The sequence below is a fragment of the Limnohabitans sp. Jir72 genome, from assembly GCF_003063575.1.
In the GTDB taxonomy this organism is placed as follows: domain Bacteria; phylum Pseudomonadota; class Gammaproteobacteria; order Burkholderiales; family Burkholderiaceae_C; genus Limnohabitans_A.
Genome location: NZ_NESC01000002.1, coordinates 20,222 through 34,405, shown reverse-complemented (window position 1 = coordinate 34,405; position 14,184 = coordinate 20,222). Strand labels below are relative to the sequence as shown.

The following is a 14,184-nucleotide window of genomic DNA, read 5'->3' as shown; positions in this document are numbered from 1 at the left end:
CTTCTGGGCTTGGCTTGGCGAGCTTCGCCGCCACCATCCTGTTTGAGGTCTGCTCGAAATAGGCGATGATTACAAAATGACCTTACTTACCGAATTTCGGCCCTCTTTTTTTCACCGGATTTTCTCCAGTGATGCTGGGCAAAGGTTCTTGCGATTTAGCCCATATTTTTTAACTCTCAAGTCTGCTGATGGGAGCGTGCAAGTTTCGTATTCGGACTTAGACGGTCTTGAGGTTGAACGTCAATTCATTTGGTCAAGAATCAACTTCAAGCTGGCAAACGGCTCTCAAGAAGTCTTTGGATGGGTTACGAATGGAACCCAAGAAAAAATTGCGCAGATATTGAAGGCGCGCAGTGCCGAGGCCAAGAATTTTGATGATCGCAATGCTACAAATGCCGAATGGATTGAAGGTTGCACCAATTGGTATTTGAGTGCTACGAGAGGTGAGCGATGGGTGACATATCGTGAGATCGACGATATCTTGCAAGAGCATGAGGATCGACTCACGTATCTTTGGAGCACGGATGTATCTGACTTGCCAATGTTTAAGTTGGAGCTAGCCAATCACATTCGGTACATGAACGAGGTGAAGGCAAATCGGACGGGTTTTCGTTCTAAATGCAATCTGGAATTCGAGGGGCAAGAGCTAAGGCGTTACCAGAGCTTCTTTGATAGCGTGCTCTCAAATCCGCTCACGTTAGAGCAAAGAAAAGCAGTCATCGTTAATGAAGATGCAGAGTTGGTTGTCGCTGCAGCTGGCTCGGGTAAAACAACGACCATCAAGTCCAAGGTTGCCTACCTTGTTCACAAGGGGATGGCTTCCCCTCATCAAATCTTAGTGATTTCTTTCAACAAGAACGTACAACAAGATCTGGAGAAATCCCTCGCCTCACCGTATCCTGGCATCAACATAAATACATTCCATGCTCTTGGTTTGAAGATACTTGCTGAAGCGCAAGGCCAAAAACCTAGCCTCACAGAGTTAGCGGAGAGTCGAGAAAAGCTTGGAGAGTATCTCGACGGGTTGATCAAACAGATCTACGAAGACAACTACGCTGAGCTGGCTGAATTTTTCGTCAGTTATGCAAAGCCATATCGCGATCAATTCGACTTCAAGAGCATGGGTGATTACATCGCCTACGTTCGCTCAGTCGGGCTGATTACTTTGAATGGGGAGACGGTCAAAAGTCTTGAAGAGCTTGAGCTGGCCAACTTCTTTTATGCAAATGGGGTGAATTACCTTTACGAGCAAGACTACGAACACCCTGTCGCCAGCATTAAAAGGCGTCAATACAAGCCCGACTTCTACCTGCCTGACTACGGAATCTACATAGAGCATTTCGCAATTGATATCAACGGAAACACTCCGCCATTCATCAATGAAAAGGATTACCTAGAGTCTCGAGATTGGAAAATTCTTACCCATCAGCAATACAAGACAAAGCTTGTTCAGACATTCAGTCGTGAGAAACGAAGTGGCACACTGACAGGCAACCTCCGAAGGAATCTTGAGCAGCAGGGTGTGATCTTTTCGCCTCTGCCGAAGGACCAACTGCTGGATAAGCTCAATTCTTCTGGATACATCTCTGAGCTTGGGATTTTGCTTGGTACCTTTCTGAATCTCTTCAAAGGTTCACTTCTGAGTCTTGGTGATCTATCCAATCGACTCCCTCAGAATGATTCTGATGCGGCTCGTGCTAGAAAATTTATTGAAATATTTGGGAAGGTGTATCAGCGATATCAAGAGCACCTCGCCTCTTCCTCCCTGATCGATTTCAACGACATGATTCGTCTTGCGGAGCAAGCGCTAGATGGCGGACATGAGCTCAAAGACATTAAGTACGTTTTGATTGATGAGTTTCAGGATATTTCAATCGGCAGAGCGCAGTTCATCAAGTCACTAATCAGATCAACCGACCACGCAAAATTAGTCGCCGTGGGCGATGACTGGCAGTCGATCTATCGGTTTTCAGGAAGTGACATCAGCGTCATGACGTCCTTCGAAGATCATTTCGGGAGACATGAAGTCCGAATGCTTCCTGAGACATTCCGCTTCGATCAGATGGTCGAGTCTGTGGCTTCACGATTTGTCCTGAAGAATGAAGCTCAGATCAAAAAGAAGGTCATTGCGAAAGTGCGTGACAACTCGAAATCCGTGATCCTCTGGCATCCTCAAAAGGAGAGCGGGTCACTACTTGAGTCAATTGCGCAGCATATTCCTGTAGCAAGCTCCGGAAAAACGAGCGTCCTAATATTGGCTCGATATAACTTCTATAGGGATCAACTGGGTATTGCTGAACTGAAAGCACAACGGCCAGATTTGACTTTGACTTTTAGCAGTGTGCATGCGGCCAAGGGGGCTGAAGCAGACTATGCCATTCTGGTCGGAGTTAAGAGCGGACGGTACTCGTTCCCGAGCGAAATCGCCGATGATCCTCTGTTGGATCTGGTGCTATCAGCTCGAGAGCATTTTGAGCATGCCGAAGAGCGTCGATTGCTTTATGTGGCTTTAACGCGAACCAAGCACGCTGTGTATGTTGTCGGAGATCCCAGCGCTGAGTCGACATTCTTCAATGAGCTCATCAAAGATCCTGATGTTGACAAGAGCTATCTCGGACGGGCCATCAATCGACGTTGCACTGCTTGTCAGGCGCCGATGGCTGAGCGTAATAGCCAGCATGGCCTATTTTTCGGTTGTTCGAATTACCCAATCTGCGAGGCAACCAGCCGCCCCTGCATTGCTTGCGGAAGAGGCTTCCTCGTTCGCTATGGGGTGCATATTTGTTGCGACAACCCGAGATGCAACAAAGAGTACGAGGCATGCCCTGAGTGTGAGGATGGGATGCTCGTTAGACGCGATGGAAAATACGGCGCGTTCCTAGGTTGCACAAATTACTCTTCCGGGCAGTGCAGCTATACGCGCAACATTCGGTAACAAGACTGGTATGACACTTCGCCAAGATCTGCAACGCATTACAGACACATTGCCTGTGACCCAGCACCCCTTGCTGATTCAGGAGTTAAGCTTAATTACAGGGCATGGAATCAAAATTATTGAAAGTCAATATCCGATTGAGAGCTACACATGTGTAGTTCACTCATTCGGATTAGTGCAAGATCCAACGTATCTATCTGTCGCTGGTTTCGGATTGGGTCGAACATTTGCAGGGGCCGATTTCATAAATTTTCTGTTGAGCCATGAACTTCTTCTGGAGCGGCCAAAAGGCACGTTTCTCACTGGTGACCTTGTGATCTATTTTCAAGATGACTCGTTCAGGCACGTTGGCACTACTCTGAAGGGGGAGCGAGTGCTTTCTAAGTGGGGAACAGGCTATCTATACGATCATCCAGTTTGGGAAGTCCCAAGCAACTACGGTGCAAGTGTTCGGTATTTCGAGCAAATTTCACCTAACGCAGGGCTGGAGTTGTTTGTGCTTTTCGCTCAATCAAGAGGGTTCACATTCAGTTAGCTAAACTGCTCGTGTGTGTACCAACTTCACGCCAACAAAGAACACCCAGTGGGTGAAATCTTCGCTGGGCGTTGACTTGCCATCTGGTTACCCAGGTGAGTCGTACCCAGGGTTCGACGCGCCGATCATCGTGAAAAGTCATCAGACAGGTCGGGTGGCATGCGGCTTGGCCAAGTTTGGATTGATCCCTTCATGGGCTAAAGATGACAAGATCAGCCGCCACACCTACAACGCCCGAAGTGAGACGGCAGCGGAAAAACCTAGCTACCGTGGCGCATGGAGGCAGCGTCAGTTCGGACTGGTGCTGGTCGACAATTTTTTCGAGCCGTCCTATGAGTCTGGGAAAGCTGTGCGGTTCAGAATCGAACTAGCTTCACGAGAGCCGTTTGCTATCGCCAGCTTGTGGGATCGTTGGACAGACCTGGCAACGGGTGAGCGAGTGGTCTCGTTCTCAATGCTCACAGTCAATGCAGATCAGCATCCCATCATGCGGCAGTTTCACAAACCCGGAGATGAAAAACGCACCCCGGTGATCATCCGGCCAAAGCTCTTCGAAGAGTGGCTCAGTGCTGATCAAGCAAGAGCAGCCGAGTTGATGACCTGGTCACACATGGCCAATTTGTCGGCAGTGCCAGCGCCAAAAAACTGATGGGTTTCGCCAAGCCTGAAGGATTTCAGATAGAATCCAATCTGTCTGGGCCCTAAAGGGCACAAAACGGCCACTGTGGCGTTATTTTTAGCGCCTTGGGGTGGCGGGAGTTGGCGGGTTTCAGAAGCCCGACACGGCCCGACAAACCCCGTCACGAAGTGACAGGGGCCGTTATGTTTTCTGAGAGCGTTTCATTTGAACGTCCAGATTCCACCACCAAACAAAAAGCCGCTGTTTCGCAAGAAACAGCGGCTTTTTCTTTGGCCCGGCTTTGTCGGGGCTCAAGCGTCGATCAACACGCCTTCTTTCACCTGCATGGCCCCGCTGCGTTGCAGCTCGGCCAGCATCATGTCCAGCCAAGTTTTGTGATCGTGGCCCAGACCAAAGCGCGCGTGCAGATCGTTCAGGTAGGGCACTTGTTCGGCCCAGGCGTCGAAGTCAGTCCGAGAGATCTGGCCCCATTCCAGGAGTTTGAATTTGAGCAAAACCTTGGTGCCGTAGCGCGCGTGTTTTTCGGGGTTTTTCGCGAAGCCTTCGAGTTTGCTGCGTGCCAGGGCCAGGGCGGGCGCGACTTCGGTGAAGACCGCGCCATGCCCCGGGATGATGGTGGCCGGGTCCAGTCGCTCGATCAGGTCCAGGGTTTGGGCCACTTCATCAAACGCATCCACGCCCACCAGCTCGGGAAACACCACGCCAAAACCGTTTTGCCACAGCGCATCGGCCGACATCAGCAGGCGGTGCTCGGGGGCAAACAAGATGACCGAGTGCGGGTCATGCCCGGGTGCTGCGTGCACCTGCCAGTCCATGTCGCCCCAGCGGTGGGTGCTGCCCGGTTGCAGCAAGCCATTGAAGTGAAAGGGCGGGCAGTTTTGCCCTGTGGGCTTGTAGCTCAGGGCGTCTTCCTGCCAGCCCTGCACGGCAGCTGCCAGGCCTGGCGGGATCCAGGTTTGCAGCGCCGGGTAATGCGCTTGCAGGGCCTGGTTGCCGCCGCAATGGTCGCTGTGCAAGTGGGTGTTGACCAGCAGGTCCAGCGTGCGGCCTTGCAGGGCATGGCCCAGCAGGGCCAGGGTCTGCGCTTGGTGCGTGACATAACCGCTGTCCACCAAGGTGGCACGGTCCTGGTCGCACAACAAGATGTTGTTGGCCGACAGCCAGCCGCGCTCAAGCACGGTGACGCCAGGGGGCAGTGCGGGACGTATCGGCATGCGGACTTTACTTGTTGCTGCGCAGTTCGCGGCGCAAGATCTTGCCCACGTTGGTCTTGGGCAGTTCGTCGCGGAACTCGATGTATTTGGGGCGCTTGTAACCGGTCAGGTTGTCGTGACAGAAACGTGCCACGGCCTCCTCGGTCAGCAGCGGGTCGTTGCGCACCACAAACACCTTGATGGCCTCGCCTTGCATTTCGTCCGCAATGCCCACGGCCGCGCACTCAACCACGCCGGGGCAGGTGGAGATCACGTTTTCCAGCTCGTTGGGGAAGACGTTGAAGCCGCTGACGATGATCATGTCTTTCTTGCGGTCCACGATGCGGGTGTAGCCGCCTTCGTCCATGACGCCAATGTCGCCCGTGCGCATGAAGCCATCGGCGGTGAAGGTCTTGGCGTTCTCTTCGGGCTGGTTGTAGTAGCCCACCATCACGTTGGGGCCGCGGATGCAAATCTCGCCCGAGCTGCCCACGGGCAGGCTGTTGCCCGCGTCGTCCTTGATGGCGATGTCAATGCTGGGCAGAGGCAGGCCAATGTTGCCGCTGAAGGTTTTTTGCGTGACCGGGTTGTTGGTGCCGATGGCGCAGGTCTCGCTCATGCCCCAGCCTTCGATCATGGCGCTGCCCGTGGCCGCTTGCCAGTGGTGGGCTGTGCCGGCCGATGCGGCCATGCCGCCCGCTTGCGTCAGCTTGAGCGAGGAGAAATTGATGGTCTTGAACATCGGGTGCTGCATCAGCGCGTTGAACAAGGTGTTCACGCCCGGCAGCATGTGGAAGGGGCGCTGCTTGAGCACCTCGATGAACTTGCCGAAGTCACGCGGGTTAGGCACCAGGGTGATGTGGGAGCCCTGGCGAATCGCCAGCAGACACAGCGTCAAGGCATAGATGTGGTACAGCGGCAGCGCGGCAATGCTGTTGACTTTGCGCAGGTCGCCGATGTCGGCCAGGGCCGGTGAGAACCAGGCTTCGGCCTGCAGCATGGCGGCCACCACGTTGCGGTGGGTTAGCACGGCACCTTTGCTCAGGCCCGTGGTGCCGCCGGTGTACTGCAAAAAGGCGATGTCGTCCAGCGACTGTTGCACGGCCTTCAGGGTCATGTTTCGGCCTTGCGCGATGGCTTTCTTGAACGGGGTCACCGTGCGCCCGCCTTCCAGGGACAGCTCGTACTCGGGCACGAGTTTGGCCAGATGGCGCACGGCAAACGTCATCCAGCGGCCATACCAGGAGCCCAGCAGATCGCCAATGGAGGCCACCACCACGTGCTGGATGGCCGTGTTGTCCAGCACTTCCTGCAAGGTGGCCGCGAAGTTTTCCAGCACCACAATGGCAGTGGCGCCCGAGTCCTTGAGCTGGTGCTCCAGTTCACGCGCGGTGTACAGCGGGTTGACGTTCACACAGGTGTAGCCCGCACGCAAAACAGCGGCCATCGTGACGGCAAACTGGGGCAGGTTGGGCAGCATGATCGCCACGCGGCTGCCGGGGGGCAGGCCTTTGCTTTGCAGCCAGGCGCCCAGCGCGGTGGACAGCTGGTTGAGCTCCTTGTAGCTCATCCAGCGGTTCATGCAAACCGAGAACGGACTGTCGCCGTGCTCGCGAAATGCCCTCTCCAGCAAATCCGTCAGGCTGTTGTACTGGCCGGGGTCCACTTCATGGGCCACGCCTGCGGGGTAGTTCTTTTGCCAAATACGTTCCATGTGCATTGCTCCTCTTTGCACTCATTGTCGCCAGCTCCAGCTGCGGGTGTGACCGGGCAAGCCCTCGGTGAGAGTGGAAAAGGTCCCTCACGCGACAAATAGCCGGTTTTGGCAGGGCCATCGATTTGGGCGCAAAATCAGGGAATACCCTAGGCAACACCATGACACCTGTTTCACCCCCCCGGCCCGGATTCTGGCGTCAGCTGTGGCGCCGACTGCTGTCTGCCGTTGATCTGCAGCCTGCGCCGGGTGAAAAGCCCGGATCACGCTGGATCCCGATCCGTTCGCTGGCGGCGCGGCACAAACCCCGCATCCTCAAGCATTTGCAGGGTTTGACACCGCAAGACCGCTATTTGCGCTTCGGTTATCCCGCCACCGATGAGCAAATCGAGCGCTACGTGTCGGGCCTGAATTTCGTGCGCGACGAAATCTTTGGGGTCTTCAACCGGCGGCTCGAGTTGGTGGCCATGGCCCACTTGGCCTATTCGGTGGACCCGCAATGGGCGACTTGCGCCGAGTTCGGCGTGTCGGTGGACACCCGCCAGCGCGGCAAGGGCCTGGGCGCCAAGCTGTTTCGGCATGCGGTGATGCATGCCCGCAACGAGGGTGTGAGCATGCTGTTTGTGCACGCGCTCAGTGAGAACGTGGCCATGCTCAAAATCGCCCGCCACGCCGGTGCCCGCGTAGAGCGCGATGGCAGCGAAAGCGAGGCCTACCTCACCGTGCCCGCCGCCACACTGGACAGCCAGGTCAGCGGCCTGTTTCAAGACCAGATGGCCGAGATCGATTACCAGCTCAAAATGCAGGCCCACCAATTTCGCCAATGGCTGGGCACGCTGCAAGAGATCCGCCAGGGCGTGCGCGATGCGCGCCACCCCCACGACAAACCCTGAGTTCAGGTTCTGTCATATGAATCCGCTATCCTAGTGGCTTCGCAATAACAGCATGTCCTGCATTCCTTGACTGTGTCAGACCCTCACCCTGCGCGCCCTGCCGAGCGCGAAGACAAGCGCAGTTTTCTGCAAAAGCTGGCCGAATTCATCCACCCCGGCCCCGACTCTGCGGACGAGTTGATCGAGACCCTGGCCGAGGCCGAGGACAACCACATCATCAACGCTGAGAGCCGCCTGATGCTCGAAGGTGTGATCCGCATGGCCGACATGACGGCCGGCGATGTGATGGTGGCCGCCCCCCGCATGGATTTGTTGAACATCGAAGACCCCTTCGACCAGTTGTTGCACCAGGTTATCGAAACCGCGCACTCGCGCTTCCCGGTCTTTGAAGGAGAGAAGGAAAACATCCTTGGCATCTTGCTCGCCAAGGACCTGCTCAAACTCCAACGTGCCCCTGAACTGAACATCCGTGCATTGTTGCGCCCAGCGGTGTTTGTGCCCGAGAGCAAAGGCCTGAACGACTTGCTGCGCCAGTTCCGTGACAACCGCAACCATCTGGCCATCGTGATCGACGAGTTCGGTCGCACGGCCGGGCTCATCACCATCGAAGACGTGCTCGAACAGATCGTGGGTGAAATCGAAGACGAGTTTGATATTGCCGATGACGACGGCGATATTTTTGGCCTGCCCGACCGCAGCTTCCGTGTGAGCGGTGACACCTCGCTGGAGCGGGTGAGCGAAGCCTTTGGCGTGAACCTGCAGGAAGCCCGCGAAGACACCGAGGGCCCGGACTTCGACACCATCGGCGGCTTGATCGCGCACGAGATGGGCCATGTGCCCCGCCGTGGCGAAAAGCATGTGCTGGCCGGCTTGCAGTTTGTGGTGCTGCACACCCGTGCGGGCGCGGTGCGCTGGTTCAAGGTTTCGCCGGTGGCGCTTGAGCCGGTGACGCCTGCATGAAACCCTGGCGCGGCCGGCCCACCCTGTGGCCTGCACTGGCGGGCCTGGCCCAAGCCGCCTCGATCGCCATGCCTGGCAGTGGCCAAGCGCAAGGCTGGTTGCAAGTCCTGAGCTTGTCTGTGTTCGCAGCGGGGCTGGTGCGCATCGCCCAAAGCCAAGACGCGTTGTCCGTCGTACTGCGCCGTGCGGCCTGGTTTGGGGGTGTCTTTGCGACGGCTTGGTTGGCGGGCAGCTTTTGGTGGTTGTACGTGTCCATGCACGACGTGGGCGGCTTGCCTGCGCCGCTGGCGGCCCTGGCCGTCTTGTTGCTGGCATCGGCCGTGTCTTTGTTTTATGTCCTGGCGTCTGTGGGTTGGGTGGCCTTGAGCCGCCGGGTGTCGCCGCGTTCGCAGCCTGGCCTCGGCAGCTTGTTGTTTGCTGCGCTGTGGACCTTGGCCGAGCTCATGCGCGGGCAGTGGTTCACCGGTTTTCCTTGGGGCGCGGGTGGCTATGCGCATGTCGATGGCGTGCTGGCGGTCTGGGCCCCCTGGGTGGGGGTGTACGGTTTGGGTTTTGTGGCGGCGTTCTTGGCCATGCGTCTCGCGCTGAGCGGCTGGCGTCTGGCCGCGATCAAGCCTTTGGCCCTGGTGGGCTTGCTGTCTTGGGCGGTTCAGGCTTGGTCACCGGCGTTCACCACCTCGGCGGGTGTCGGGCAGGTGGAGTTGTTGCAAGCGAACATTTTGCAGAGCGAGAAGTTCGATGTGCGCAGCGGCATCCGCGATGCCCTGCAGTGGTATGACGAACGCCTGCGCGCCAGCCAACAAGCGCTGGTGGTCGCCCCCGAAACCGCGATCCCTTTGTTGCCCCGGCATTTGCCCGAGGGCTATTGGTCGGGCTTACAGCAGCATTTTGCGCAGCCCGGTCGCCCGCTGGCCTTGATCGGCGTGCCTTTGGGCTCGCTGTCTGAGGGCTATGCCAACGCGGTGGTGGCCATGGGGCCGCAGGGCCAGGCCGACTACCGCTACGACAAGCACCACTTGGTGCCCTTTGGTGAATTCATTCCGCCCGGTTTTGCTTGGTTTGTGCGCCAGATGCAGATCCCTCTGGGGGACTTCAGCCGCGGCCGTCTGGACCAGCCGTCCATCGCCTGGCAGGGGCAGCGCCTGTCGCCCAACATTTGCTACGAGGACCTGTTTGGCGAAGAACTGGCCGCGCAGTTCAAGGACGCAGCGCAAGCGCCGACAGCCTTGGTCAATGTGAGCAACATCGCCTGGTTTGGCAACACCATCGCGGTGGACCAGCACCTGAACATCTCGCGCATGCGGGCCATGGAGCTGGGCCGCCCCATGCTGCGGGCCACCAACACCGGGGCCACGGCCATCATCGACCACCAAGGGCGCGTCACGCAGCAACTGCCGCGCTTTACCCGGGGCACGCTGGTCGGCACCTACGAAGGCCGCACAGGCCTGACGCCCTATGCCCGTTGGGCGGCGGCTTGGGGGCTGGGGCCGCTTTGGCTGCTGTGTGGGGCGGTGCTGGCCCTGATTGCCTGGCGCAGGCGCGCACGCTGACAGGACCTGCCGCGGCGGGCATCAAAGGCTGAAAACAGGACTTTTTCACCCCCAAAGACCGTAAAATCAAGGGTTTGCGCAAAGCTTGCGCCCATCCAACCTTGGCCAGCTCGCTGCTGGCTCCGCTCAGGCCATGTTGACCTTCCAGCAAATCATTTTGAAATTGCAGCAGTACTGGGACGCCCAGGGCTGCGCCTTGCTCCAGCCCTACGACATGGAAGTCGGCGCGGGCACCAGCCACACCGCCACGTTCTTGCGCGCCATCGGCCCCGAGCCGTGGAAAGCCGCCTACGTGCAGCCCAGCCGCCGCCCCAAAGACGGCCGCTATGGCGAGAACCCCAACCGCCTGCAGCACTACTACCAATTCCAGGTGGTCTTGAAGCCAGCCCCCAGCAACATCCTGGAGCTGTATTTGGGCTCCCTCGAAGCGCTGGGCTTTGACCTGAAAAAGAACGACATCCGCTTTGTGGAAGACGACTGGGAAAACCCCACGCTCGGCGCTTGGGGCCTGGGCTGGGAAGTCTGGCTCAACGGCATGGAAGTCACGCAGTTCACCTACTTCCAGCAAGTCGGCGGCATTGACTGCAAGCCGATCACCGGCGAGATCACCTACGGCCTGGAGCGCCTGGCCATGTATTTGCAGGGCGTGGACAACGTCTACAACTTGCAATGGACCGATGGTTTGACCTACGGCGATGTGTACAAGCAAAACGAAGTTGAGCAATCGACCTACAACTTCGAGCACAGCGATGCCGAGTTCTTGTTCACCGCCTTTGGTGCGCACGAAAAGCAAGCCCAGCACCTCATGGGCGCACAGCTGGCGCTGCCTGCGTACGAGCAAGTGCTCAAGGCCGCACACACCTTCAACCTGCTGGACGCGCGCGGCGCGATCAGCGTGACCGAGCGCGCCGCCTACATCGGCCGCATCCGCAACCTGGCCCGCAGTGTGGCCCAGAGTTATTACGAAAGCCGCGAACGTCTGGACTTCCCGATGGCCCCGCGTGAATGGGTTGCACAAATGCCCAAGAAAGCCGCGTGAGGAAGAACGACATGACAACACAAAATCTGCTGGTTGAACTGTTTGTGGAAGAGCTGCCGCCCAAGGCGCTCAACAAGTTGGGCGCGGCGTTTTCGGGCGTGCTGGCCGAACAACTCAAGGCCCAAGGCCTGGCCGCTGCCGACGCTGCTGTGACGGCCTTTGCCTCGCCCCGCCGCCTGGCCGCGCATGTGACGGGCGTGGCCGCACAAGCCGCCGACAAGGCCGTGCAGCAAAAGCTGATGCCCGTGGCCGTAGGCCTGGATGCGGCTGGCAACGCCACCCCCGCCTTGCTGAAAAAACTGCAAGCCTTGGGCGCTGACGTGAGCGACCCGGTGGCTGCCGTGGCGGCGCTCAAGCGGGCACCGGACGGCAAGGCAGAAGCCTTGTTTTATGACAGCCTGCTGAAAGGCGCATCGCTGCAAGCCGGGCTGCAAAAAGCTTTGGAAGAAGCGCTGGCCAAGCTGCCGATTCCCAAAGTCATGCAGTACCAGCTCGAAACAGATTGCGAGCTGCCCGGCTGGAGCAGCGTGAACTTTGTGCGCCCCGCACACAGCTTGATCGCGCTGCACGGAAGCACCGTGGTGCCCGTCAAAGCGCTGGGTCTGACGGCTGGCAGCAGCACCCAAGGCCACCGCTTTGAGGCCAAGGTTTCGCCCGTGGTCTTGCCGCACGCTGACCAATACGACGATGTGCTCAAGCGCGATGGGTCCGTCATCGCCAGCTTTGCCGAGCGCCGCGCCGAGATCGTGCGCCAGCTGCAAGCGGCGGCTGCCCAGGTGGGTGGTGGTTGCCAACCGATTGAGGATGACGCGCTGCTGGACGAAGTGACCGCGCTGGTCGAGCGCCCGAACGTACTGACCTGCCAGTTCGAGACCGAGTTCTTGGGCGTACCGCAAGAGTGCCTGATCCTCACCATGAAGGCCAACCAGAAATACTTCCCGTTGATCGATGCATCGGGCAAGCTGACGAACCGCTTCTTGGTCGTGAGCAACATCACGCCCGACGATGCTTCGTTTGTGATTGGCGGCAACGAGCGCGTGGTGCGCCCGCGCTTGGCCGATGCCAAATTCTTCTTTGACCAGGACCGCAAAAAGACGCTCGACTCGCGTGTCGAAGGCCTGTCCAAAGTGGTCTACCACAACAAGCTGGGCACACAAGGCGAGCGCATGGCGCGGGTTTGTGCCATTGCTAAGGCCATTGGCCAGCAAGTCGGCGGCGACTCGCTGGCGGCGCAAGCCGAGCAGGCCGCACGCTTGGCCAAGACCGATTTGCTGACCGACATGGTGGGCGAGTTCCCTGAGCTGCAAGGCATCATGGGCGGCTACTACGCCCGCCACGATGGCTTGAGCCCAGAGGTGGCCGAGGCGATTGAAGACCACTACAAGCCCCGCTTTGCCGGTGACGAGTTGCCCCGCAACAACGTGGGCTTGGTGGTGGCGCTGGCCGACAAATTGGAAACCCTGGTCGGCATGTTCGGCATCGGCAATGTGCCCACGGGCGACAAAGACCCCTTTGCCTTGCGTCGCCACGCTTTGGGCGTGATCCGCATGCTGATCGAAAAAGACGTCGCTCTGGGCTTGCCCGAATTGCTGGCGCTGTCTGCGCCGGTGTTTGGCGACAAGATCACGGGCGGTGCAGACGCTTTGATCGACTTCATCTACGACCGCCTGTCTGGCAGCCTGCGCGAGCAGGGCTTCAGCGCGCAAGAGGTCGATGCCGTCATGGCCCTGCGCCCGGCCCGTCTGGGTCAGGTCAGTCAGTTCTTGTCGGCCGTGCGCGCCTTTGCCGCCTTGCCCGAAAGCCCCGCTTTGGCGGCAGCCAACAAGCGCATCGGCAACATCCTGAAGAAAGCCGGTGAGGTGGATGCCCATGTCAACCCCGCGCTGCTGAAGGAAGAGGCCGAGAAGAACTTGTTCGACGTGATGCAAAAACTGTTGCCCGAATCACAAGCGCAGTTCAAGGCCGGTGACTACACCGCCAGCCTGCAAACCCTGGCCGCACTGCGCGCCCCGGTGGACGCCTTCTTTGACGACGTGATGGTCAACGCCGAAGAAATGGACCTGCGCCTGAACCGTCAGGGCCTGCTTAAAAGCCTGCATGTGGCCATGAACCGCGTGGCCGACCTCTCGCGTCTGGCCGCTTGAACGCGCCATGAACACCCACATGAAGCTCGTCATCCTCGACCGGGACGGCACCATCAACCGGGCCAGCGAAGAGTTCGTCAAGTCGCCCGACGAGTGGCATCCGCTGCCCGGCTCGCTCGAGGCGATCAGCCGGCTCAACCATGCGGGCTTTCATGTGGTGTTGGCCACCAACCAATCGGGTTTGGGTCGCGGTCTGTTTGACATGGCCGCCCTGAACGCCGTGCATGCCCACATGCTCAAGACCCTGGCCGCAGCCGGTGGGCGCATCGATGCGATTTTTTATTGCCCGCATGCGCCCGACGAAGGCTGCAGCTGCCGCAAACCTGCACCGGGTTTGTTGCACCAGATTCAGGAGCGTTATGGCATTGACCTCAAGGGCCTGCCCTATGTGGGCGACAGCCTGCGCGACATGCAGGCGGCGCACGCGGCCGGCTGCGTGCCGCACTTGGTGCTGACCGGTCGCCATCCCGATGTTCAGGGCCAGGCCTTGCCCGCAACATTCCCGGCGGGCACCCTGGTGCACGCCGATCTGGCCGCCTTTGTCGATCACCTGCTGGGTGAAACTTCTTCCAACTGAGTCT

At 58.5% G+C, this 14,184-nt stretch carries 11 protein-coding genes; 9 read left to right on the top strand and 2 right to left on the bottom strand.

Annotated elements, in window-relative coordinates:
• Window positions 1-76 precede the first annotated feature (76 nt).
• Genes B9Z52_RS03000 through B9Z52_RS02990 form a run of 3 tightly spaced genes read left to right on the top strand, consistent with a single transcriptional unit; the run spans window position 77 to window position 4,119 of the window.
• Window positions 77-2,935 carry a UvrD-helicase domain-containing protein gene (locus B9Z52_RS03000; RefSeq protein WP_108412390.1) on the top strand — a complete coding sequence of 953 codons (2,859 nt, stop codon included), beginning with the start codon at window positions 77-79 and terminating at the stop codon, window positions 2,933-2,935.
• A 10-nt stretch (window positions 2,936-2,945) separates the two neighbouring features.
• Entirely contained in the window at window positions 2,946-3,470 is a 525-nt protein-coding gene (locus B9Z52_RS02995; RefSeq protein ID WP_108412389.1) for a hypothetical protein, read from the top strand.
• A 13-nt stretch (window positions 3,471-3,483) separates the two neighbouring features.
• Window positions 3,484-4,119 carry an SOS response-associated peptidase gene (locus tag B9Z52_RS02990; protein ID WP_108412388.1) on the top strand — a complete coding sequence of 212 codons (636 nt, stop codon included), beginning with the start codon at window positions 3,484-3,486 and terminating at the stop codon, window positions 4,117-4,119.
• 281 nt (window positions 4,120-4,400) lie between these two features.
• Here B9Z52_RS02990 and B9Z52_RS02985 read toward each other — a convergent pair whose 3' ends face one another.
• Window positions 4,401-5,324: an MBL fold metallo-hydrolase gene (locus B9Z52_RS02985; protein ID WP_108412387.1), complete on the bottom strand. Its 924-nt coding sequence runs from the start codon at window positions 5,322-5,324 to the stop codon at window positions 4,401-4,403.
• Between the two features lie 7 nt (window positions 5,325-5,331).
• On the bottom strand, window positions 5,332-7,017 hold the full coding sequence (locus B9Z52_RS02980; RefSeq protein WP_108412686.1) for an AMP-binding protein: 1,686 nt from the start codon (window positions 7,015-7,017) through the stop codon (window positions 5,332-5,334).
• Between the two features lie 161 nt (window positions 7,018-7,178).
• On the opposite strand from B9Z52_RS02980, the gene B9Z52_RS02975 reads away from it, so the two are divergent.
• The 6 genes from B9Z52_RS02975 to gmhB all read left to right on the top strand — a co-directional run bounded on the left by B9Z52_RS02975 (window position 7,179) and on the right by gmhB (window position 14,180).
• Window positions 7,179-7,910 (top strand): GNAT family N-acetyltransferase, encoded by a 732-nt coding sequence (locus B9Z52_RS02975; RefSeq protein WP_108412386.1) that lies wholly within the window; start codon window positions 7,179-7,181, stop codon window positions 7,908-7,910.
• 72 nt (window positions 7,911-7,982) lie between these two features.
• Complete coding sequence (locus B9Z52_RS02970; protein ID WP_108412385.1) at window positions 7,983-8,870, top strand: HlyC/CorC family transporter; 888 nt, start codon at window positions 7,983-7,985, stop codon at window positions 8,868-8,870.
• Window positions 8,867-10,420 carry an apolipoprotein N-acyltransferase gene (lnt, locus tag B9Z52_RS02965; protein WP_108412384.1) on the top strand — a complete coding sequence of 518 codons (1,554 nt, stop codon included), beginning with the start codon at window positions 8,867-8,869 and terminating at the stop codon, window positions 10,418-10,420. Before B9Z52_RS02970 ends, lnt begins: the two co-directional genes overlap by 4 nt.
• 133 nt (window positions 10,421-10,553) lie before the next feature.
• Window positions 10,554-11,459 (top strand): glycine--tRNA ligase subunit alpha, encoded by a 906-nt coding sequence (gene glyQ / locus B9Z52_RS02960; protein ID WP_089952531.1) that lies wholly within the window; start codon window positions 10,554-10,556, stop codon window positions 11,457-11,459.
• Window positions 11,460-11,470: 11 nt separating this feature from the next.
• Window positions 11,471-13,603 carry a glycine--tRNA ligase subunit beta gene (gene glyS, locus B9Z52_RS02955; protein ID WP_108412685.1) on the top strand — a complete coding sequence of 711 codons (2,133 nt, stop codon included), beginning with the start codon at window positions 11,471-11,473 and terminating at the stop codon, window positions 13,601-13,603.
• Between the two features lie 7 nt (window positions 13,604-13,610).
• Window positions 13,611-14,180: a D-glycero-beta-D-manno-heptose 1,7-bisphosphate 7-phosphatase gene (gmhB, locus tag B9Z52_RS02950; RefSeq protein ID WP_108412383.1), complete on the top strand. Its 570-nt coding sequence runs from the start codon at window positions 13,611-13,613 to the stop codon at window positions 14,178-14,180.
• Window positions 14,181-14,184: the final 4 nt, after the last annotated feature.